Here is a 20,557-nt window from a genome sequence, read left to right on the forward strand (position 1 = left end):
GTTCTTGGCGTAGGCGGCGCCGGTGTTGCGCTCGTCGAGCGGGTGAAATTCGCATCACGCCGGAACAACTGGCGGAACTCCAGGTGGCGATCCGTCAACGGCTGGTCAGTCTGTTCGTGCGGCGCGGCCGGCTGGACAAGGCTGAGTCAGTGGCGCAGGTAGCTGGATGACGCTGTCCCGCCCTGAGCCGACGCTCACAGGCGGGGATTTCCAGTGTCGTCATTGTCGGCTATTGGCCGGCAGCAGCCCGTCGTTGCCTGATGGATCCAACCCCTCCGCTGCTATAGTGCAGTCGGCTTCTGACGTTCAGTGCAGCCGTCTTCTGAAAACGACAAGGCCCATCTGTATCTCCGTGCATCTACCAAGGATCAGGATGCGCTTCGTGCCAAGTCGCTACTTGAGGTGTTCGCTGCTGACAAGGGTTTGGCAGTCGTCGGCACCTACAGTGAAAACATTAGTGGCACCAAGCTCAACCGCCCCGAGCTGATGCGTCTGCTCGAAACCGCTCAGAAAGGAGAGGTGTTACTGGTTGAGTCGGTAGACCGACTGAGCCGTCTGTCTCAGGCTGATTGGGAAACGCTCAAGGCCACGATCAAAGGTAAGGGGCTACGTCTGGTCATTGCTGATTTGCCCACAAGCCACATGATGGTTGAAGACAAGGGGATCACGGGCCAGATCATGGAAGTGATCAACAACATGCTTCTCGACCTGATGGCGACAATGGCAAGGCTCGACCAAGAGAAACGCGTGGAGCGGATAAGGCAGGGCTTGGAGAACAAGCGTGCAGCTGATCCTGAGTGGAGACCAACCGGTAAGGGCAAGAACGTTGCAATGTGGGAGAAGGTGATTACCATCATGACCAAGCACCCTACCATGTCAGCAGATGATGTGGCCAAGCTCGCTGAGTGTGGTGTCGCCACTGTCTACAGGATCAAGCGCGAGATGAAGAACTAACCAAGTCATCGATGCCTACAGTTCGTCTCAGTGCAAGCCTCGTCGTACCTAGACGGCCTCTCAACTTATTTACACATTCTTAGCGCTCCCGGTGAGGTGTAGAGCGGGGCGCTTAGCAGTGCAGCGGTTTCTGACTGATTCCGGTACAGACGGCTCAGAGTTATTTTCTGGACTGGCGGACAGATCACCCCCACCCCATGCAATTCCCTGCCGGCGGCGGGGCAGAAAATATCAATCTAGGGAGCTGTGTTTCAGGAAGTGTTCGATCTGCTCAGTCGTCAAACCGTGGTCCTGTGGGATGTATTGCCAACAGAAGGGCGAAACTGCCTTACTCCCTTCATCCTTCGTAATCGAGTCCAGAGCTAGCCGCAGGTTGTCTGCTAGCTTCTCGCCGTCTGGCAAGGAAGATAGTCGTCCAGCCAGATCCGCCTGTGCTGCCATTCCCGCCTGCGTGCCTAGATGCCCCTTTGTGCGGTTGTAGAAGTGGTTCATGCAGAAAAGGGCAATGCTCGCTTTCTCGTAGGCCGGGTCAGGTTCTTCTGTGTAGAAGGCCGCACTTGCGGAGGAAGAGCTGGTAATAGCGATGGCAAGCACTGCCGTGGCAATTTTCATTTAGCTGTCAGCCATGTGACGACAACGGCGATAATTGCTACAGCCGTAGCGAAAAGAGAGAGGTAGATCGCCGTCTGTGCCTTGCTGTTCTCCTCCTCTAATCCCGCGAGTACTGAAGCGAGCATAGGAAAATTGACGCAGCGATTAGCTTCTCCCTCTAGTGGCGTGTAGAAGGCAACTTTGCTGCCGTCATCTCGCCTGTAGCCGTATTTCTCCTCCATGTGGTAATAGAGCCTACCGAAGACAATGTCGGCATCGACTTTCAGCTGCGTGGCTATCAGCTTGCAGTCTATAGGAACGAAGATCTTGCTCTTTCGTCCATTCTCGACGCCAGCCTCCATTGAGAAGTTCTTGAACTCTTCGTAGTAGAGCTTGTAGATGAGTCGGAGGATCACCAAATCAGTAGGCGTTTTCATTTCGACCTCGAATTCAATCTGGGGGTTACAGGTTGCGAAGCGAGCACTGAGATTCAGTGCTCGCCTCATCGCATCTACTTCAGATTGTTCGGGTTTCCTTTAGCGCCCCAGCTCGCCCAGTTCGATACCTCCGAGAGCATGATCCCATCGTCATTATCAATGAACCGTCTGAAGTGATCGCGTAGGTTAGCGGCGGTCGTGTTCACACGGTTGAAGCACCACAGCGATTCCAGAATCCGGACAGCTCTGAAGCTGGCCAATTCGTCGTACAAGGTTTGGTAGTTCCGCTGCTTTCGCAGGTCGTATTCGATGAAATACAGGGCCATGATCGCGTCTCACCCCTTAGCGTTGCTTGTTGGACTGAGAGAGGACGGAGCCAGCGAGGCTTTTGGTCGTCTCGCTGTACTTCTCGGACTGGAGCACCTGAGACGCTTTAGCTTCCATGGCCTTGCCCGTCTCCTTGGTCGAGGACGATTGCGAGAGCACGGATGCTGCTAAGCTTTTTGCGATTGCCGATGCGTTTGGGTCGCGGAGAGTTTCCGAGGCCAGAGTGGCTGCGTTTGCGGATGATTTCTTGGTGTTCATAAGATTTGTTTCTCTAAGGTTGGATGGTTTACCAGCCCTAAGAGGGAATGCCGCCCAGCAGCCAGCGGTTGACGGAGTCGTCAAACTTTGGCCCAATGCACTCCCCCCGGACGCTTTCAGTAGCTACTGTCGGCTTCGGATGGTGCGAGTGGTTGCGCTTCGGTCTCCTACAACTTAGAACGCAATCACTCGCAGACACTTCTTCCTACCTCATTCGAGGTCAGCAGCTGACACGCGCACTATATGTAGTGCCTTCTTCGTGTTCGGGATACAAGATAATGCGGTATTGGGGGCTTTGCAAGGCGAGCGCCTGTGGATAACTTGTGCGTACTTTGTGAGTGAATGGTGGGTATTCGCTGTAGGCCTTGTGCCAAGTGGTTTGCAGTATTTTTCTGCGTCTTGCCGCCCGGAGCAGATTTTTTCGGGTGCGAACTGTAGCGGAATTTGAATCGGCTGCTCACCTTGACGACTATGCCTGCAAGATGATCCGCAGCAATCAAGGTGCGGCTAACCCAGTGGCAGTTTTTGATAGCATCCCGCTTCTGTCGTGGGCCACCTTTGTCATAAACGTCGAATGAACTCCACCCAGAGCCACCCCATTCGCCAACCATTTCTATAGCTCTACTTTGTGCATATCAGCTCACCGAGCACCACACCTCATAACTGAAGTAACCGACAAGCAAAAGCCCAGCCCCCATTCCCAACGCTACGGTTGGTACGAAAAACCACAACCAAACCTTATGCACCTTGACGCTGTAGAGGGACATTGCCGCTTGATACATATCTATCTGATTTGCCCCTCTGGCGATCGTTGTTATCATCTGGTTGGTACGCTTAACGTACAGGCTGCCCCACACCATCTTGATAATTTCCCAAGAAACGAAGAGGAGAAGAGATAGCAACGCCAGCAGACCGCACAGGGCATAAAGCCATTGAGGCAGACGCTCAACCACGGTCGACCATAGCCCAAAGAGCCCCGCATACCCCGCCACCATGATTAGGTTCGTGTAGCTTGAGGCCTGAGTCATCAGCTTCTCGTTGAGCTGCATTAGCGTCCCAATATCCCTATCTCTCTCACAGGCCGCTTGAAATTTTCTAATCTCAGCAATCTCTTCAGCCATGCCATTCACTGCGTCCGCCACATTTTGCTCCCAACTCATTCCACCCCCTCCTGACTGCTTTCGCCGGTAGTGCGTTACGACATGCAAACTACCACCCCTGCATGTACACATATACAGTAGACGGCAGAATGCCACTCAGCAACAGGTGAGGAAGATGGGATTGGCCGGTGGATTGGAGAAAAGCCAGAGACAAGCTAACATGCCGCTTACAGTGCACCACTCAGGTGTACCTAAACGCTGTCACACTTTGAGATTTTGAGCGAGAAAAGCCCTTTAGAATTAAGGACTTACGTAATGGAGGCGGCCCCACCAGCCACACCCCGGCACTCGATGTTCCCGCTATGGCTGCTCCCTTCCGGGCCTGACCAGGTTAACGGGTAATCAATGCGGGGGGACCGATGGGGCCACCACTACAAGGCTCGCTGAACAGCGAGTGGCGCCATTGTACCGGTCTTGGGGGCAGATACAACCTCTGGAGGAGAAAAAGTCATCATTTCTCAATGACTTGTCCGGGCCGGGGTGGCCTGGAGCTGCCAATTCGCGGGTGAACCCGCTCCTACAGGGTTAGCGCTGACAGCAAGACCAGCGCAGGACTTGTGGGAGCGGGCGTGCCGAGGCGTCGAACCGCCGCGAAGCAGGCGCCGCGGTGGATGGCACGGGCTTCGCCCGTGTTCGCGGGCATGCCCGCTCCCACAAGGACTGTGCAAGCAGCAACATCTGCCATTGGCCTGCTAGACAGCGATGCCCTGCTCGCCCAGGAAGGTGACGAAGGCATCTTCATCAAGCACCTTCACGCCCAACTCACTGGCCTTGGCCAGCTTGGACCCCGCCCCCGGCCCCGCCACCACGCAGTGGGTCTTGCCGGATACCGAACCCGCCACCTTGGCCCCCAGGCTTTCCAGCTTTTCCTTGGCGATGTCGCGGCTCATGCGCTCCAGGGTGCCGGTCAGCACCCAGGTCTGGCCAGCCAGCGGCAAGCCTTCGGCCACTTTCTTCTCGCTGCTCCAGTGCATGCCGAACGCCAGCAACTGTGCCTCGATGTCCCGGGCCAGCTTCTGGTTGGCTTCATCCTTGAAGAACTCGCGCACGGCTTCGGCCTGCTTGGCCGCCAGGGCCTGACGCAGGTCGATACCGTCGGCGGCGATGATCTTGCCCAGGCTGTCTAGCTTGGCCACCAGCTTCTCGGCACCGGTCGGGCCAACGGAGGCGATGTCGAGTTTGGCGATCATGCCGGCCAGGGTGGTGCTGGCGGCGAATTCGGCAGCCAGCTCGCCTTCGTCCTGCAGTTGCATGCCGCTGTCGAGCAGCTGCTTGATGACCTTGCGGTTGTGCTCGTCCTCGAAGAAGTTGTGGATCTCGTACGCCACCTCCAGGCCGATGTCCGGCAGGTAGGTGAGCACCTGCGGCAGCGCTTGCTGCACGCGCGCCAGGCTGCCCAGCGAGCGGGCCAGCACCTTGGCGGTCTCCTCGCCTACGTCCGGGATACCCAGGGCGTAGATGAAGCGCGCCAGGCCCGGGCGCTTGCTGGCTTCGATGGCATCCAGCAGCTTCTTGCTGGACACTTCGGCAAAGCCTTCCAGGCCGACGATCTGGTCGAATTCCAGCTTGTACAGGTCGGCCGGCGAGCCGATCAGGCCTTCGTCCACCAGTTGCTCGACGCTCTTCTCGCCCAGGCCGTCGATGTCCATGGCGCGGCGCGACACGTAGTGGATGATTGCCTGCTTGAGCTGGGCGCCACAGGCCAGGCGACCGACGCAGCGGTACACCGCCCCCTCGCTGGTTGTTTCCTTGCCCTTGCTACGCTTGACCAACTGGGTACGCTCGACCTGCGAGCCGCATACCGGGCACTCACTCGGCACCTGCACCGGGCGCGCATCTTCCGGGCGGCGCTCCAGCACCACCTGCATCACCTGCGGAATCACGTCACCGGCGCGGCGGATGATCACCGTGTCGCCAATGCGCAGGCCCAGGCGGGCGATTTCGTCCATGTTGTGCAGGGTGGCGTTGGACACGGTCACACCGGCCACCTTGACCGGCTTAAGGCGCGCCACAGGCGTTACCGCGCCGGTGCGGCCGACCTGGAACTCGACATCCAGCACCTCGGTCAGCTCCTCCATGGCCGGGAACTTGTGGGCAATCGCCCAGCGCGGCTCACGAGCACGGAAGCCCAGTTCGCGCTGGGCGGCCAGGCTGTTGACCTTGAACACCACGCCGTCGATTCCGTAGGGCAGGCTGTTGCGTCGCTCGCCGATGTCGCGGTAGTAGGCCAGGCATTCTTCGATACCGGCGGCATGCTTGAGTTCGCGGCTGATCGGCAACCCCCACGCCTTGAGCTGTTCGAGGATGCCGATGTGGCTGTCGCCAATGCTCGCAGACACCTGGCCGACGCCATAGCAACAGAACTCCAACGGCCGGCTGGCGGTGATTTTCGAGTCCAGCTGACGCAGGCTGCCGGCTGCGGCGTTGCGCGGGTTGGCGAAAGTCTTGCCACCGGCTTCGGCCTGGGCGGCGTTGAGCCGGTCGAAACCGGCCTTGCTCATGTACACCTCGCCGCGCACCTCCAGCACCGCAGGCCATCCCTCGCCTTGCAGCCTGAGCGGGATGTTGCGCACGGTGCGTACGTTGGCACTGATGTCTTCGCCGGTGGTGCCGTCGCCACGGGTGGCGCCCTGTACGAGCAGACCGTCGCGGTACAGCAAGCTCACGGCCAGGCCGTCGAGCTTGGGCTCGCAGCTGTAGTCGACCGCACCGGGCTGGTCGAGGCCGTCTACCACGCGGCGGCCGAACTCACGCAGGTCGGCTTCTTCGAAAGCGTTGCCCAGGCTGAGCATGGGCACTTCGTGGCGGACCTGGCTGAACGCGGCCAGGGCTGCGCCACCGACGCGCTGGGTGGGCGAGTCGGGGGTTACCAGGTGTGGGTATTCGGCTTCAAGCGCCTTGAGCTCGTTGAACAGGCGGTCGTATTCGGCATCGGGCACGCTTGGCTCATCGAGCACGTAGTAGCGGTAGTTGTGCTGGTCGAGCTCGGCACGCAGTTCGTGGATACGGGTTTCGGCGGTCATGGGATTTGTCTTCTCTTGCAAAGCAAAAGAGCAGCCTGGGGGTGGTGCCGGGGGTTTGAGGTATTTATTGCCTGTGCCGGCCTCTTCGCGGGTAAACCCGCTCCTACAGGGACACCACAAACCTCAAGGGCTGTGGTGTCCCTGTAGGAGCGGGTTTACCCGCGAAGGGGCCGGAACAGGCGATAACAACACCCGAACCGACCAGCACGCCCTGAGGCTGCTCTTTCGTCTGGATCTGTCAGCGCTTCTGGGTCAGCGCACGGCGCTCGAACTCGACGATGCGCTGGCGATAGTGCTCGATGGTCTGGGCGGTCAGCACGCTGCGCTGGTCGTCCTTGAGCTCACCGTTCAGTTCGTGCGCCAGCTTGCGTGCCGCAGCCACCATCACGTCGAAGGCCTGCTTCGGATGACGCGGGCCCGGCAGGCCGAGGAAGAAGCTCACCGCGCGGGTGCTGAAGTGGTCGATGTCGTCCAGGTCGAACACGCCGGGCTTGACGGCGTTGGCCATGGAGAACAGCACCTCGCCGTGACCGGCCATGCTCTCGTGACGGTGGAAGATGTCCATTTCGCCGAAGCGCAGGCCGCTTTCCAGAATGTTCTGCAGCAGCGCCGGGCCCTTGAAGCCACCCTCGTCGCGGGAGATGACGCTGATCACCAGCACTTCCTCGGCCGGCGGCAGCTCCTTGACGCTGCTGCTGGCAGGCGCAGCACCGTTGCTGCGGGTATTTTCCGCGGCAAAGTCGTCATCGCTGTCGGCAAACAGGTCGGGCTCGCGTGGCTCGGCGCTGAGGTTCAGGTCGCCCTGCTGTGCATCCGCAGCAGCGGTGGCGCGCTTGCCGCGCTTGGCAGCCTTGGCCGGCTTGGGCTCGCGCTCGCGATCTCGCGCAGAAGCACTGAGCGACGGCAGGTCGCTTTCGTCCAGCTCAGGCTCCTTGTGGGTATCCAGCACCCGCGACGGGCCAAGCACTTCGGCATTGCCCTCTTCGTCCGGCAGGTTGGAATAACTGCGATCCAGACGGAATTTCAACTTGCCTTTCCCGCCGCGCATGCGGCGCCAGCCGTCGAAAAGAATCCCGGCAATGACAATGATGCCGATGACGATCAGCCACTCGCGCAGACCGATTTCCATGTAATCCCGTGCCTCTATAAAAATATGCTTGAAAACAAAGGGTTCAAAGCCCTTTAACACGTGGCGCCAACTCTATGTTCTGACAGGCGTTTTACCCACGCAAAAAACGAGTGACATTAAGCTAGCACGACCAAAGACAACTTTACACCGTCTGTCGCACATGGCGGGGGCATTTCGCTACGGAATATGCCCTTATCGTCGAGCATCAGGCATCGACCATGGCCATGGCCTCCTCCACGTCGACGGCAACCAGACGTGAACAGCCCGGTTCATGCATGGTCACCCCCATCAACTGATCCGCCATCTCCATGGCAATCTTGTTATGGGTGATGTAAATGAACTGCACGCTTTCACTCATTTCCTTGACCAGACGGGCGTAGCGCCCGACGTTGGCATCGTCCAGCGGCGCGTCGACTTCGTCGAGCATGCAGAACGGTGCGGGGTTCAACTTGAAGATGGCAAACACCAGCGCCAATGCGGTCAGTGCCTTCTCGCCGCCGGACAGCAGATGGATGGTGCTGTTCTTCTTGCCCGGTGGCCGCGCCATGATCGTTACCCCTGTATCGAGTAGATCTTCGCCCGTCAGTTCCAGATAAGCGCTGCCACCACCGAAAACTTTTGGGAAAAGTGCCTGTAATCCGGCATTTATCTGATCAAAGGTATCCTTGAAGCGGTTGCGGGTTTCCTTGTCGATCTTGCGAATGACGTTTTCCAGGGTCTCCAGGGCTTCGACCAGGTCGGCGTCCTGGGCGTCCAGGTAGCGCTTGCGCTCGGACTGCTGCTCGTACTCTTCGATGGCCGCCAGGTTGATCGCCCCCAGGCGCTGGATACGCGCCTCGAGCTGCTCCAGCTCCTGTTCGGTACCCTGCTCGCTGGCCTCGGCCTCGAGAGTGGCGAGCACACCTTGCAGGTCGTAGCCATCGGCCAGCAACTGCTCCTGCAAGGTCTTGCGCCGCACATCCAGGCCTTGGCACTCCAGGCGCAGCTGCTCCAGCTGGCCACGCAGCAATTGGGCCTGCTGCTCGGCCTGGGTACGACGCTTTTCGGCGTCACGCAGTTCGCGGTCGGCTTCGTCCATGTGCAGGCGGGCCTGGCGCATTTCCTCGTCGACGCTCATGCGCCGCTCCAACAGCTCTTCCAGCTTCAGGCGCAGTTCTTCCTGCGGGGCCTCGCCCTCTTCCAGGTTCAGGCTCAGTTGCTCCTGGCGCTCGATCAGGCGCGCGGCCTGCTGCTCCAGGCGCTCCAGTGCCTGCCGGGTGGAGTCGTGCTGGGCACGCAGCGAGCCCAGGCGGACAGCCAGCTGGTGGGCGTGATCCTTGTGCTGGCGGGCCTCCTGGCGCACGCGATCGAGGCTTTCGCGCAAAGTGTCGCGGCGGGCCATCAACTGCTCGCGCTGCTCGGTGTCCTGGGCCATCAGCTCCAGGGCCTCCTGCAGCAGCAGGCGGGCTTCGCCCAGTTGCTCATGTTCCAGAGCGCGCTGTTCTTCCAGCTCGGTCAGCTCTTCCTGCAGGCGCCGGCGGCGCAGTTCGACCTGCTCGGCACGTGCGCGGCCAGCCGACAGGTTGGCCTTCAGCTCGCCATGCAGGCGGCTTTCTTCCTGGGTGCGACGGCGCAGTTGTTCACGCTGTTCTTCAAGGTCCAGCTGCTGCTCGCGCAGGGCCTGCAGTTGCTGTTCCAACTGCTCCAGCGCCGCTTCCTGCTCCAGTTGCTCCTGGCCGAGGCGCTCGATCTCCTGGCCGCGTGCCAGCACGCCGCCTTCGGCTTCGCCGCCACGGCGCACCCGCAGGAAGTGTCGGCCAACCCAGTAGCCATCGCGGCTGACCAGGCTCTGGCCTTCACCGAGCGACGCGCGCTGTGCCAGCGCCTGGGCAAGGTCTTCCACGGGTTTGACGTGGCCTAGCCAGGGCGACAGGTCGACACGGCCTTCGACCTTTTCCAGCAGGCTACCAGGCAGCGACGAGCCGGTACCGCTCGCCAGCAGCAAGCGCAACTCGCCCTGCTCCAGGCCGGCAAAATCGAGGTTACCGAGGTCGTCCACCAGTACAGCCTGCAGGTCGGCGCCAAGCACGGTTTCTACCGCAAGCTCCCAGCCCGGCTCAACCCGCAACCCTTCAGCCAGCCGCGGCCGTTGCGCCAGGCCTTGGCCCTGCAGCCAGTCCGCAGCACCTGCACCCGGCTCCAGGGCAGCCTGCTGCAAGGCTTCGAGCGAGGCCAGGCGGCCGCCCAGGCGTTGCAGGTCGCCCTGCGCCTGCTGTTGGGCCTGGGTGGCCTGCTGCAGTTGTTCACGCGCGCCTTCCAGGCGCTCGACCACCTGCTCTTCGGACAACTGCAACTCTTCCAGCAACATTTCGCTACTGGCCAGCTGCTCGGCCAGTTCGAGCATGGCCGCATCCTGCGGGTCGCTGCCCAGCAGCTCGCGCTCCTCGCCCAGCTTGCGTTGGCGCTCGGCCTGGCGTTCCAGGCTGGCTTCCAGCTGCTGCAGACGCGCCTGCTGCACTTCGGCCTGGCGGCGCGGCTCGGCGGAACGGCTGTTGAAGCTGTCCCACTGTTCCTGCCAGCCGTGCATGCCCAGCTCGGCCTCTTCAAGGGCAGCGGCGGCTTCTTCGGCAGCGGCCAGGGTCATTTCCTGCTCGGGTTCGAGCATTGCCAGCTCTTCGCCCAAGGTAGCCAGCAGGGTGCGGTCGTGCCCGAGGTGCGACTCGGTCTCCAGGCGCGTGCGCTCGGCTTCCTTGAAGTCATCCTGCAACTGGCGCAGGCGCTGCTGGCCGTGCTGGATGCTCTGCTCGACCCGGGCGATGTCACCGGCCACCGAGTAGAAGCGGCCCTGCACCTGGTTGAAGCGCTCGGACAATTCGTGATGGCCATCGCGCAAGCGCTCGATGCTGGCATCGGCATTGCGCTGCTCGGCCACCAGCGCCTCATGGGACACATCCTGGTCGCCGATCACCGCCTCGCGCTGGCGCACCCGTTCGTCCAGATCACGCCAGCGCAAGGCCGACAGGCGCGCCTTCAACTGGCGTTCCTGGGCTTTGTATTCCCGGTACTTCTCGGCTGCCTGGGCCTGGCGGTGCAGGCGCTCCAGCTGGCGTTCCAGCTCTTCGCGCAGGTCGGTCAGGCGCGCCAGGTTTTCCTGGGTGCGGCGGATGCGGCTCTCGGTTTCCCGGCGGCGTTCCTTGTACTTGGAAATACCGGCGGCTTCCTCGATGAAGTTGCGCAGCTCCTCGGGCTTGGCCTCGATCAGCTTGGAGATCATGCCTTGCTCGATGATCGAGTAGCTGCGAGGCCCCAGGCCGGTGCCGAGGAAGATGTCGGTGATATCGCGCCGGCGGCACTTGGTACCGTTGAGGTAGTAGCTGTTCTGCCCGTCGCGGGTGACCTTGCGGCGGATCGAGATCTCGGCGTAGGCGGCGTATTCGCCGACCAGGGTGGTTTCGCTGTTGTCGAACACCAGCTCGATGCTGGCCTGGCTGACCGGCTTGCGGCCACTGGAGCCGTTGAAGATGACATCGGTCATCGACTCGCCGCGCAGGTTCTTCGCCGAACTTTCGCCCATCACCCAGCGCACGGCATCGATGATGTTGGACTTGCCACAGCCGTTGGGGCCGACCACGGCCGCCATGTTGCTGGGGAAGTTGACCGTGGTCGGGTCGACGAACGACTTGAACCCGGCCAGGCGAATGCACTTCAGGCGCATCGGTCAGCCTCGGGCCAACGCCGCCAGCACCAGTTCGCAGCTGCGCTGGCCATAGGCGGTGAGCACCTCGCGAATGCGCGGCAGGTCACGGGCGATCACGGCGTCGAGCAGGCGGGCGAACAGGTCCAGGTAATCGATCATGTTGGCCTGGCGCTGGTCCAGCGACAGGTAGTAGGCACGGCTCATCGCCGGCTGCAGGTTTTCCACGGTTTCCTGCAGGAAAGGGTTGTCAGCGAACGGATAGGCCGCCCGCATGACCGCGAAGCTGTCGGCGACGAAGGCCTTGATGTCCAGCTGGTCATGGGCTCGCTGCAGGCGCTGCTGGATCTCCAGGAACGGGCGCAGGTCGGCATCGGTGCGCCATTTTTGCGCAACCGCGTTACCCAGCAGGATGTAGAACTCGCCCATCAGTGCACACAGGCTGCGCACACTGCGCTCGTCGAGCTCGGTCACATGGGCACCCCGGCGCGGCAGGATCGCCACCAGGTGGCGGCGTTCGAGGATCAGCAGCGCCTCGCGCACCGAGCCGCGGCTGACGTTGAGTGCCTGGGTGACCTTCTGCTCCTGGATACGCTCGCCTGGCGCCAGCTCGCCACGGATGATGCGTTCGGCCAGGTAATCGGCAATCTGCTCGGAGAGGCTGTCCGGGGCCTTGAACGTCATGGTTTTCCTTCAAAATCATTGAACTGGGCACAAGGAGCGGATTGTAGCGTACTTGGCCGCTGATCGCGCAGAGGGGCCTGGCGGTTTATTTGACCTGCAAGGCAACCACACGCCCGGCGCGTTCTATGCTTGGAATATGGGCAATGTGTGCGGCCGGGCTTGGACATGAGCAATTTCTTGACCTTTGAGTCAGAAAAATATTGACCAGCTGGACAGCTCTTGCTTAGAGTCCGCCCAACAACAATAAAACCATTGCGAGGCCATCCCCGTGATCCAGTTTCTCGTAAACCAGGAGCTGCGTAGTGAGCATGCCCTGGACCCGAACATGACGGTGCTGCAGTACCTGCGCGAGCACCTGGGCAAACCTGGCACCAAGGAGGGCTGCGCCAGTGGTGACTGCGGTGCCTGCACCGTGGTGGTCGGCGAACTGACCCAGGACGACCAAGGCAACGACAGCATCCGCTACCGTAGCCTCAACTCGTGCCTGACCTTCGTCTCGTCGCTGCACGGCAAGCAACTGATCAGCGTCGAGGGTCTCAAGCACCAGGGCCAGCTGCACAGCGTGCAACAGGCCATGGCCGATTGCCATGGCTCGCAGTGCGGCTTCTGTACACCCGGCTTCGTCATGTCGCTGTTCGCCCTGCAGAAGAACAGCAGCGGCCCCGACCTGCACCAGGCCCAGGAAGCCCTGGCCGGCAACCTGTGCCGCTGCACCGGCTACCGGCCGATCCTCGACGTCGCCGAGCAGAGCTGCCGCCAGCCCTGCCGCGACCAGTTCGATGCCCAGCAGGCACAGACCATCAGCCGCCTCAAGGCCATTGCCCCAACCCAGACCGGCGAACTGAACAGTGGCGACAAGCGCTGCCTGGTGCCACTGACCGTGGCCGACCTGGCCGACCTGTACAGCTCGCACCCCGAAGCGCGGCTGCTGGCCGGCGGTACCGACCTGGCACTGGAAGTCACCCAGTTTCACAAGACCTTGCCGGTGATGATCTACGTAGGCCATGTGGCCGAGCTCAAGCGCATCGAGAAAACCGCCAGCCACCTGGAAATCGGCGCCGCCACACCGCTCACCGACTGCTACGGTGCGCTGAACGAGGAATACCCGGACTTCGGTGCCCTGCTGCACCGCTTCGCCTCGCTGCAGATCCGCAACCAGGGCACCCTGGGCGGCAATATCGGCAACGCTTCGCCAATCGGTGACTCGCCACCCCTGCTGATTGCCCTGGATGCGCAGATCGTCCTGCGCCAGGGCGATCGCCAGCGGGTGATGCCACTGGAAGACTACTTCATCGACTACCGCATCACCGCCCGCCAGGACAGCGAGTTCATCGAGAAAATCATCGTGCCGCGCGCCACCAGCGATTGGGCGTTCCGCGCCTATAAAGTGTCCAAGCGCCTGGACGATGACATTTCTGCCGTGTGCGGCGCCTTCAACCTGAGCATCGAAGACGGCGTGGTCAGCGGTGTGCGCATCGCCTTCGGCGGCATGGCGGCAATCCCCAAACGGGCCCGTGCCTGCGAAGCAGCGCTACGCGGCAAGCCGTGGAACCAGGCTGCCATCGAGCGCGCCTGCCAGGCCCTGGCGGAAGACTTCACCCCGCTCAGCGACTTCCGCGCCAGCAAGGAATACCGCCTGCTGACCGCCCAGAACCTGCTGCGCAAGTACTTCATCGAACAGCAAACGCCGTACATCGAAACCCGGGTGACCGCTTATGTCTAACCATCACGTAGCCAAGAGCCAGGCCGAGATGGCCGAACTGTTCAGCCAAGACCTGACCACCGGGGTCGGCCGCAGCGTCAAGCATGACAGCGCCGACAAGCATGTGTCCGGCGAGGCGGTGTATATCGACGACCGCCTGGAATTCCCCAACCAGCTGCACGTCTATGCGCGCACCGCCGACCGCGCCCACGCGCGCATCCTGCGCATCGACACCACGCCGTGCTATGCCTTCGAGGGCGTGCGTATCGCCATCACCCACGAAGACATCCCTGGCCTCAAGGACATCGGCCCGGTGGTGGCCGGCGACCCGCTGCTGGCCATCGACAAGGTCGAGTTCTTCGGCCAGCCGGTGCTCGCCGTGGCCGCCCGCGACCTCGACACCGCACGCCGTGCGGCCATGGCCGCCATCGTCGAGTATGAAGACCTGGAACCGGTGCTGGATGTGGTCGAGGCATTGCGCAAGAAGCACTTCGTGCTCGACAGCCACACCCACCAGCGTGGCGATTCCGCCGCTGCCCTGGCCAGTGCACCGCACCGCATCCAGGGCACCCTGCACATCGGTGGCCAGGAGCACTTCTACCTGGAAACGCAGATTTCCTCGGTGATGCCCACCGAAGACGGCGGCATGATCGTCTACTGCTCCACGCAAAACCCCACCGAAGTGCAGAAACTGGTCGCCGAAGTACTCGACGTGCCAATGAACAAGGTGGTGCTGGACATGCGCCGCATGGGTGGCGGTTTTGGTGGCAAGGAAACCCAGGCCGCCAGCCCGGCGTGCCTGTGCGCCGTGGTGGCGCGCCTGACCGGCCAGCCGACCAAGATGCGCCTGCCACGGGTCGAAGACATGACCATGACCGGCAAACGCCACCCGTTCTACGTCGAGTACGACGTGGGCTTCGACGACGACGGGCGCCTGCACGGCATCAACTTCGACCTGGCCGGCAACTGCGGCTACTCGCCCGACCTGTCCGGTTCGATCGTCGACCGCGCCATGTTCCACTCCGACAATGCCTACTACCTGGGCGATGCCACCGTGCACGGCCACCGCTGCAAGACCAACACCGCCTCCAACACCGCCTACCGCGGCTTCGGCGGCCCGCAGGGGATGGTCGCCATCGAGCAGGTGATGGACCACATCGCCCGCCACCTGGGCCGCGACCCGCTGGCGGTGCGCAAGGCCAACTACTACGGCAAGACCGAGCGCAACGTCACCCACTACTACCAGACCGTCGAGCACAACATGCTCGAAGAGATGACCGCCGAACTGGAAGCCAGCAGTGACTATGCCGAGCGCCGCGAGTCGATCCGCCGCTTCAACGCCAACAGCCCGATCCTGAAGAAGGGCCTGGCGCTGACCCCGGTCAAGTTCGGTATTTCGTTCACCGCCACCTTCCTCAACCAGGCCGGTGCGCTGATCCATATCTACACCGACGGCAGCATCCACCTGAACCACGGTGGCACCGAGATGGGCCAGGGCCTGAACACCAAGGTGGCACAGGTGGTGGCGCAGATCTTCCAGGTCGATTTCAGCCGTATCCAGATCACCGCCACCAATACTGACAAGGTGCCCAACACCTCACCGACCGCTGCCTCCAGTGGTGCCGACCTGAACGGCAAGGCAGCGCAGAACGCTGCGGAGATCCTCAAGAAGCGCCTGACCGAGTTCGCCGCGCGGCACTACCAGGTGACCGAGGAAGACGTCGAGTTCCGCAACGGCCATGTGCGCGTGCGCGACCAGATCGTCAGCTTCGAGCAGCTGGTGCAGCAGGCCTATTTTGCCCAAGTGTCGCTGTCCAGCACCGGTTTCTACCGCACGCCGAAGATCTACTACGACCGCAGCCAGGCACGTGGCCGGCCGTTCTACTACTTCGCCTTCGGCGCCGCCTGCGTGGAGGTGGTGGTCGACACCCTGACCGGCGAATACAAGATGCTGCGCGCCGACATCCTGCACGATGTGGGTGATTCGCTGAACCCGGCCATCGACATCGGCCAGGTGGAAGGCGGCTTCATCCAGGGCATGGGCTGGCTGACCACCGAAGAACTGGTGTGGAACGCCAAGGGCAAGCTGATGACCAACGGCCCGGCCAGCTACAAGATCCCGGCAGTGGCGGACATGCCGCTGGATTTGCGGGTAAAGCTGGTGGAAAACCGCAAGAACCCTGAGGACACCGTGTTCCACTCCAAGGCCGTGGGCGAACCGCCGTTCATGCTCGGCATCGCCGCCTGGTGCGCGATCAAGGACGCCGTGGCCAGCATCGCCGACTACCGCGTGCAGCCACAGGTGGATGCACCGGCGACGCCGGAGCGGGTGTTGTGGGGTTGCGAGCAGATGCGCAAGGCGGTGGCTGCAGCGCAACCTGCCGAGCCGGAGCTGGAAACCGTCACCCAGTAACTCCGCCGGCCCGCTTTTTGTAGGAGCGGCCTTGTGTCGCGAAAGGGCCGCGCAGCGGCCCCAAAAAACTGTACAGCAACATGGATTTCTGGGGCTGCTGCGCAGCCCTTTCGCGACACAAGGCCGCTCCTACACAAAGCGGACCGCGTTGTCCTGAAGAGGATCTGCATCATGCACCAATGGATCAACGCCCTCGCCGACCATCAGTCCCGTGGCGAAGCCTGCGTGCTGGTTACCATCATCGAGGAGCGCGGCTCGACCCCGCGCAATGCCGGCTCGAAAATGGTCGTCAGCGCCAGCGGCCTGTTCGACACCATCGGCGGCGGCCACCTGGAATACAAGGCCCTGCACATCGCCCGGCAAATGCTCGAAGAGCACCGCACCACCCCGCATCTGGAGCGCTTCAGCCTCGGTGCCAGCCTTGGCCAGTGCTGCGGCGGCGTCACTGTGCTGCTGTTCGAGCCCATGGCCGCGGTGCAGGCGCAGATCGCGGTGTTCGGCGCGGGCCATGTCGGCCGGGCTCTGGTACCCTTGCTCGCCGCGCTGCCCTGCCGGGTGCGCTGGATCGATTCGCGCGAGCAGGAATTCCCCGCCCTGATCCCCGACGGGGTGACCAAGGTGGTCAGCGAGGATCCGGTCGACGAAGTGGCAGAGCTGCCGCCAGGCTGCTACTGCATCGTCATGACCCACAACCACCAGCTCGACCTGGAATTGACCGCCGCCATTCTCAAGCGCAACGACTTCACCTGGTTCGGCCTGATCGGCTCGAAGACCAAACGGGTCAAGTTCGAACACCGCCTGCGCGAGCGCGGCTATGACGAGGCCGTGATGGCGCGCATGCGCTGCCCGATGGGCCTGGCCGAGGTCAAGGGCAAGCTGCCCATCGAGATCGCCGTGTCCATCGCCGGTGAAATCATCGCCACCTACAACGCCTGCTTCGGCCAGCACGACGCTGCCGCCAATGCCGGCCCCATTGCCCAGTTGCTGCCGCCCTCCCGGCGCAGCCAAGCCATTTGACGAGTGTGTTATGACCGTTACCCGCAAAGCCTACCGTGCCGCCATCCTGCACAGCATCGCCGACCCGGCCGAGGTGGGCCTGGAGGCTTCCCATGAATACTTCGAGGACGGCCTGCTGGTGGTCGACAATGGCCGCATCAGCGCCGTAGGCCACGCCGCCGAACTGTTGCCGACCCTGGACGCCGATATCCCGGTCGAGCACTACCAGGACGCATTGATCACCCCAGGCTTCATCGACACCCATATCCATTTCCCGCAGACCGGCATGATCGGCTCCTACGGCGAGCAGCTGCTGGACTGGCTGAACACCTACACCTTCCCCTGCGAAAAGCAGTTCGCCGACAAGGGCCACGCCGACCAGGTGGCCAAGATCTTCCTCAAGGAACTGCTGCGCAACGGCACCACCACCGCCCTGGTGTTCGGCAGTGTGCACCCGGAATCGGTCAATGCCCTGTTCGAAGAAGCCGAACGCCTGGACCTGCGCCTGATCGCCGGCAAGGTGATGATGGACCGCAACGCCCCGGACTACCTGACCGATACCGCAGAGTCCGGCTATACCGAAAGCAAGGCACTGATCGAGCGCTGGCACGGCAAGGGCCGCCTGCATTATGCAGTCACCCCGCGCTTCGCCCCGACCAGTACGCCTGAACAGCTGGCGCTGGCGGGCCAACTGCTCAAGGAACACCCGGGCGTGTACATGCACACGCACCTGTCGGAAAACCTCAAGGAAATCGATTGGGTCAAGTCGCTGTTCCCCGAGCAGAAGGGTTACCTGGACGTATACGACCACTTCGAGCTGCTGGGCGAACGCTCGGTATTCGCCCATGGCGTGCACCTGTGCGATGACGAATGCCAGCGCCTGGCCGAAACCGGCTCGGCGGTGGCCTTCTGCCCCACCTCCAACCTGTTCCTCGGCAGCGGCCTGTTCAACCTGCCCCAGGCCGAGCGCTTCAAGGTCAATGTGGGCCTGGGCACTGACGTTGGCGCCGGCACCAGCTTCTCGCTGCTCAACACCCTGAACGAGGCGTACAAGGTGATGCAACTGCAGGGCGCACGCCTGCACCCGTACAAGTCACTGTACCTGGCCACCCTCGGCGGCGCCCGCGCGCTGCGCCTGGACGACCGCATCGGCAGCCTGCGCCCGGGCAACGATGCCGACTTCGTGGTACTGGACTACAAGGCCACGCCACTGCTGGACTACCGCATTCAGCAGTCCAACAGCATCGAGGAAACCCTGTTCGTGCTGACCACCCTCGGCGACGACCGCACCGTGCGTGAAACCTACGCCGCTGGGCGTTGCGTGCACCAGCGCTAAGGTTCTTTTGCCAGACCCCGGTACAGTGCGCCGCCGATCGCAGCACCAATCAGCGGCGCCACCCAGAACAGCCACAGCTGTTGCAGGGCCCAGCCACCGACGAACAAGGCCGGCCCCGTGCTACGCGCGGGGTTGACCGAGGTATTGGTCACCGGGATCGAGATCAGGTGGATCAGGGTCAAAGCCAAACCGATGGCGATCGGCGCAAACCCCGCCGGCGCCCGGGCGTCGGTAGCGCCCATGATCACCACCAGGAACATCGCCGTCATCACCACTTCACTGACAAAGCCCGCCCCGAGCGTGTAGCCGCCAGGCGAGTGGTCGGCGTAGCCGTTCGAAGCCAATCCCGCAGACAGCTCGAAACCTGACTTGCCGCTGGCGATGAGGTAGATCACACCTGCCGCCAGAATGGCGCCGATCACCTGGGCGATCACGTAGGGCAGCAGCTCTTTGGCCGGAAAGCGCCCGCCCACCACCAGCCCGAACGACACCGCGGGGTTGAGGTGACAGCCGGAGATATGGCCGATGGCGAAGGCCATGGTCAGCACGGTGAGGCCGAAGGCGAAGGCGACGCCAAGTACACCGATGCCGATGGGGGAGCTGGCGGCGAGTACCGCACTGCCGCAGCCGCCAAGCACCAGCCAGAAGGTGCCGACCAGCTCGGCCCCCATGCGTTTACCGAGGGACATGCTCATGAGTCCATTCCTCAAGAAGTTGAACGCAACGAATGCGCAAGCCCAACTGCTTGATGAAGGTTTGCTCACAAGAATTTAGCAGACACCAGGCTAATGGCCAGAAATGGCTGGGCCGCTTCGCGCCCCATTTGCAGCACAAGGCTGCTCCTACAGGGGTTATGCGATGCCTGTAGGAGCAGCCTTGTGCTGCGAATGGGCTGCAAAGCAGCCCCCTTCAGTCAACCAGGCAAACGATCAACCCTTGGCAGAAACCTTGGGCTTTTTCAGCAAGTGCGAGAACACCGCGTGCAGGTCGTCCGAGGCACTCTCCTCGTCCAGGTTCAGCTTGCTGTCGATGTGGTCCATGTGGTGCATCATCAGGCTCACCGCCTGCTCGGCATCGCGCGCCTCGATGGCATCGATCAGCTGCATGTGCTCGTCATACGAGCAATGCGAGCGGTTGCCGCTTTCGTACTGGGCGATGATCAACGAAGTCTGCGACACCAGGCTGCGCTGGAAGCTGACCAGCGGCGCATTGCCCGCAGCCTCGGCCAGCTTGAGGTGGAATTCGCCGGAAAGACGAATGCCGGCACCACGGTCACCACGCGAGAAGCTGTCGCGCTCCTCCCGCACCATCTGCCGCAGCTCGTTGAGCTGCTCGAGGGTAGCGTGCTGCACGGCCAGTTCAGTAATGGCCCGTTCGACCATGCGCCTGGAGAAGAACACCTGACGGGCTTCTTCCACCGTAGGGCTGGCCACCACTGCGCCGCGGTTCGGCCGCAACAGCACCACGCTTTCATGGGCCAGCCGCGACAACGCGCGGCGAATGATGGTGCGGCTGACGCCGAAGATCTCGCCCAGCGCTTCCTCGCTCAACTTGGTACCCGGTGCCAGACGCTGCTCGAGGATCGCCTCGAAAATATGCGCGTAGACGATGTCGTCCTGGGTACCACTGCGGCCAGCCTTGCCGGTACGCGCAGGTTTCTTCAGAGGTTGCAGCTGTTCGTTCATGGGCTCTCGAGGCACGAAGGAAAGTATGGCGCCATTGTACACAGGCTGAGCCGTTTCTGCAGGTGGCCTTTTACCTATATAGCCGTTGTACGACGTATTGCGCACACAAAAGATAAAACATTATTTGCTTTATTTGTACACAAAAGCATAATCCACCGAGCAACTTCTTGACCCACAAGTCAACAAACC

Annotated in this window: 16 protein-coding genes and 1 other RNA gene; 5 read left to right on the forward strand and 12 right to left on the reverse strand. The window is 62.0% G+C overall.

Going from position 1 to position 20,557, the window contains the following annotated elements; translation table 11 throughout:
• The first annotated feature begins 309 nt into the window (after window positions 1-309).
• Window positions 310-954 (forward strand): recombinase family protein, encoded by a 645-nt coding sequence (locus tag GYA95_RS14980; RefSeq protein WP_161551421.1) that lies wholly within the window; start codon window positions 310-312, stop codon window positions 952-954.
• A 231-nt stretch (window positions 955-1,185) separates the two neighbouring features.
• Here the strand turns inward: GYA95_RS14980 and GYA95_RS14985 are convergent, their stop codons facing one another.
• From GYA95_RS14985 to GYA95_RS15030, 10 genes are all read right to left on the reverse strand, one after another.
• Window positions 1,186-1,566 (reverse strand): hypothetical protein, encoded by a 381-nt coding sequence (locus GYA95_RS14985; RefSeq protein ID WP_103462245.1) that lies wholly within the window; start codon window positions 1,564-1,566, stop codon window positions 1,186-1,188.
• Window positions 1,563-1,982, reverse strand: a complete 420-nt coding sequence (locus GYA95_RS14990; protein WP_161551422.1) for a hypothetical protein — start codon at window positions 1,980-1,982, stop codon at window positions 1,563-1,565. Before GYA95_RS14990 ends, GYA95_RS14985 begins: the two co-directional genes overlap by 4 nt.
• A 74-nt stretch (window positions 1,983-2,056) precedes the next feature.
• Window positions 2,057-2,308 carry a hypothetical protein gene (locus GYA95_RS14995; RefSeq protein ID WP_161551423.1) on the reverse strand — a complete coding sequence of 84 codons (252 nt, stop codon included), beginning with the start codon at window positions 2,306-2,308 and terminating at the stop codon, window positions 2,057-2,059.
• Window positions 2,309-2,324: 16 nt separating this feature from the next.
• Entirely contained in the window at window positions 2,325-2,567 is a 243-nt protein-coding gene (locus GYA95_RS15000; RefSeq protein ID WP_161551424.1) for a hypothetical protein, read from the reverse strand.
• Between the two features lie 635 nt (window positions 2,568-3,202).
• The gene (locus GYA95_RS27680) at window positions 3,203-3,727 is read right to left on the reverse strand and encodes a hypothetical protein (RefSeq protein ID WP_170304000.1); all 525 of its coding nucleotides are present in this window, start codon (window positions 3,725-3,727) and stop codon (window positions 3,203-3,205) included.
• Between the two features lie 265 nt (window positions 3,728-3,992).
• Window positions 3,993-4,089, reverse strand: an RNA gene (ffs, locus tag GYA95_RS15010) — signal recognition particle sRNA small type.
• A gap of 330 nt (window positions 4,090-4,419) precedes the next feature.
• The gene (gene ligA, locus GYA95_RS15015) at window positions 4,420-6,750 is read right to left on the reverse strand and encodes an NAD-dependent DNA ligase LigA (RefSeq protein ID WP_015271152.1); all 2,331 of its coding nucleotides are present in this window, start codon (window positions 6,748-6,750) and stop codon (window positions 4,420-4,422) included.
• 238 nt (window positions 6,751-6,988) lie between these two features.
• Window positions 6,989-7,879 carry a cell division protein ZipA gene (zipA, locus tag GYA95_RS15020; RefSeq protein WP_015271153.1) on the reverse strand — a complete coding sequence of 297 codons (891 nt, stop codon included), beginning with the start codon at window positions 7,877-7,879 and terminating at the stop codon, window positions 6,989-6,991.
• Window positions 7,880-8,084: 205 nt separating this feature from the next.
• A complete protein-coding gene (gene smc / locus GYA95_RS15025; protein WP_015271154.1) occupies window positions 8,085-11,573 on the reverse strand; it encodes a chromosome segregation protein SMC in 3,489 nt (1,162 codons plus the stop codon).
• A 3-nt stretch (window positions 11,574-11,576) separates the two neighbouring features.
• Window positions 11,577-12,236: a GntR family transcriptional regulator gene (locus GYA95_RS15030; protein WP_015271155.1), complete on the reverse strand. Its 660-nt coding sequence runs from the start codon at window positions 12,234-12,236 to the stop codon at window positions 11,577-11,579.
• Between the two features lie 268 nt (window positions 12,237-12,504).
• Here GYA95_RS15030 and xdhA point away from each other — a divergent pair, with 268 nt between their 5' ends.
• The 4 genes from xdhA (at window position 12,505) to guaD (ending at window position 18,683) form a co-directional block, all read left to right on the forward strand.
• Window positions 12,505-13,959 carry a xanthine dehydrogenase small subunit gene (gene xdhA / locus GYA95_RS15035; RefSeq protein ID WP_161551425.1) on the forward strand — a complete coding sequence of 485 codons (1,455 nt, stop codon included), beginning with the start codon at window positions 12,505-12,507 and terminating at the stop codon, window positions 13,957-13,959.
• Window positions 13,952-16,351 carry a xanthine dehydrogenase molybdopterin binding subunit gene (xdhB, locus tag GYA95_RS15040; protein WP_015271157.1) on the forward strand — a complete coding sequence of 800 codons (2,400 nt, stop codon included), beginning with the start codon at window positions 13,952-13,954 and terminating at the stop codon, window positions 16,349-16,351. The genes xdhA and xdhB overlap by 8 nt, the downstream gene beginning before the upstream one ends.
• A 171-nt stretch (window positions 16,352-16,522) precedes the next feature.
• Window positions 16,523-17,368, forward strand: coding sequence for a xanthine dehydrogenase accessory protein XdhC (gene xdhC, locus GYA95_RS15045; protein WP_015271158.1), 846 nt, complete (start codon window positions 16,523-16,525; stop codon window positions 17,366-17,368).
• Between the two features lie 10 nt (window positions 17,369-17,378).
• Entirely contained in the window at window positions 17,379-18,683 is a 1,305-nt protein-coding gene (gene guaD / locus GYA95_RS15050) for a guanine deaminase (RefSeq protein ID WP_015271159.1), read from the forward strand.
• Here the strand turns inward: guaD and aqpZ are convergent.
• On the reverse strand, window positions 18,680-19,378 hold the full coding sequence (gene aqpZ, locus GYA95_RS15055; protein ID WP_013973527.1) for an aquaporin Z: 699 nt from the start codon (window positions 19,376-19,378) through the stop codon (window positions 18,680-18,682). The genes guaD and aqpZ overlap by 4 nt on opposite strands.
• 234 nt (window positions 19,379-19,612) lie before the next feature.
• Window positions 19,613-20,368, reverse strand: coding sequence for a GntR family transcriptional regulator (locus GYA95_RS15060; protein WP_015271161.1), 756 nt, complete (start codon window positions 20,366-20,368; stop codon window positions 19,613-19,615).
• Between the last annotated feature and the right edge of the window lie 189 nt (window positions 20,369-20,557).

Source organism: Pseudomonas asiatica, assembly GCF_009932335.1.
In the GTDB taxonomy this organism is placed as follows: Bacteria; Pseudomonadota; Gammaproteobacteria; order Pseudomonadales; family Pseudomonadaceae; genus Aquipseudomonas; species Aquipseudomonas asiatica.

What these genes read in the sequence shown, in the direction of transcription:
- GYA95_RS14985 (WP_103462245.1), bottom strand. Translation starts at nt 1,566, where the DNA reads ATGAAAATTGCCACGGCAGTGCTTGCCATCGCTATTACCAGCTCTTCC.
- GYA95_RS14990 (WP_161551422.1), bottom strand. Translation starts at nt 1,982, where the DNA reads ATGAAAACGCCTACTGATTTGGTGATCCTCCGACTCATCTACAAGCTC.
- GYA95_RS14995 (WP_161551423.1), bottom strand. Translation starts at nt 2,308, where the DNA reads ATGGCCCTGTATTTCATCGAATACGACCTGCGAAAGCAGCGGAACTAC.
- GYA95_RS15000 (WP_161551424.1), bottom strand. Translation starts at nt 2,567, where the DNA reads ATGAACACCAAGAAATCATCCGCAAACGCAGCCACTCTGGCCTCGGAA.
- GYA95_RS27680 (WP_170304000.1), bottom strand. Translation starts at nt 3,727, where the DNA reads ATGAGTTGGGAGCAAAATGTGGCGGACGCAGTGAATGGCATGGCTGAA.
- ligA (WP_015271152.1), bottom strand. Translation starts at nt 6,750, where the DNA reads ATGACCGCCGAAACCCGTATCCACGAACTGCGTGCCGAGCTCGACCAG.
- zipA (WP_015271153.1), bottom strand. Translation starts at nt 7,879, where the DNA reads ATGGAAATCGGTCTGCGCGAGTGGCTGATCGTCATCGGCATCATTGTC.
- smc (WP_015271154.1), bottom strand. Translation starts at nt 11,573, where the DNA reads ATGCGCCTGAAGTGCATTCGCCTGGCCGGGTTCAAGTCGTTCGTCGAC.
- GYA95_RS15030 (WP_015271155.1), bottom strand. Translation starts at nt 12,236, where the DNA reads ATGACGTTCAAGGCCCCGGACAGCCTCTCCGAGCAGATTGCCGATTAC.
- xdhB (WP_015271157.1), top strand. Translation starts at nt 13,952, where the DNA reads ATGTCTAACCATCACGTAGCCAAGAGCCAGGCCGAGATGGCCGAACTG.
- xdhC (WP_015271158.1), top strand. Translation starts at nt 16,523, where the DNA reads ATGCACCAATGGATCAACGCCCTCGCCGACCATCAGTCCCGTGGCGAA.
- guaD (WP_015271159.1), top strand. Translation starts at nt 17,379, where the DNA reads ATGACCGTTACCCGCAAAGCCTACCGTGCCGCCATCCTGCACAGCATC.
- aqpZ (WP_013973527.1), bottom strand. Translation starts at nt 19,378, where the DNA reads ATGAGCATGTCCCTCGGTAAACGCATGGGGGCCGAGCTGGTCGGCACC.
- GYA95_RS15060 (WP_015271161.1), bottom strand. Translation starts at nt 20,368, where the DNA reads ATGAACGAACAGCTGCAACCTCTGAAGAAACCTGCGCGTACCGGCAAG.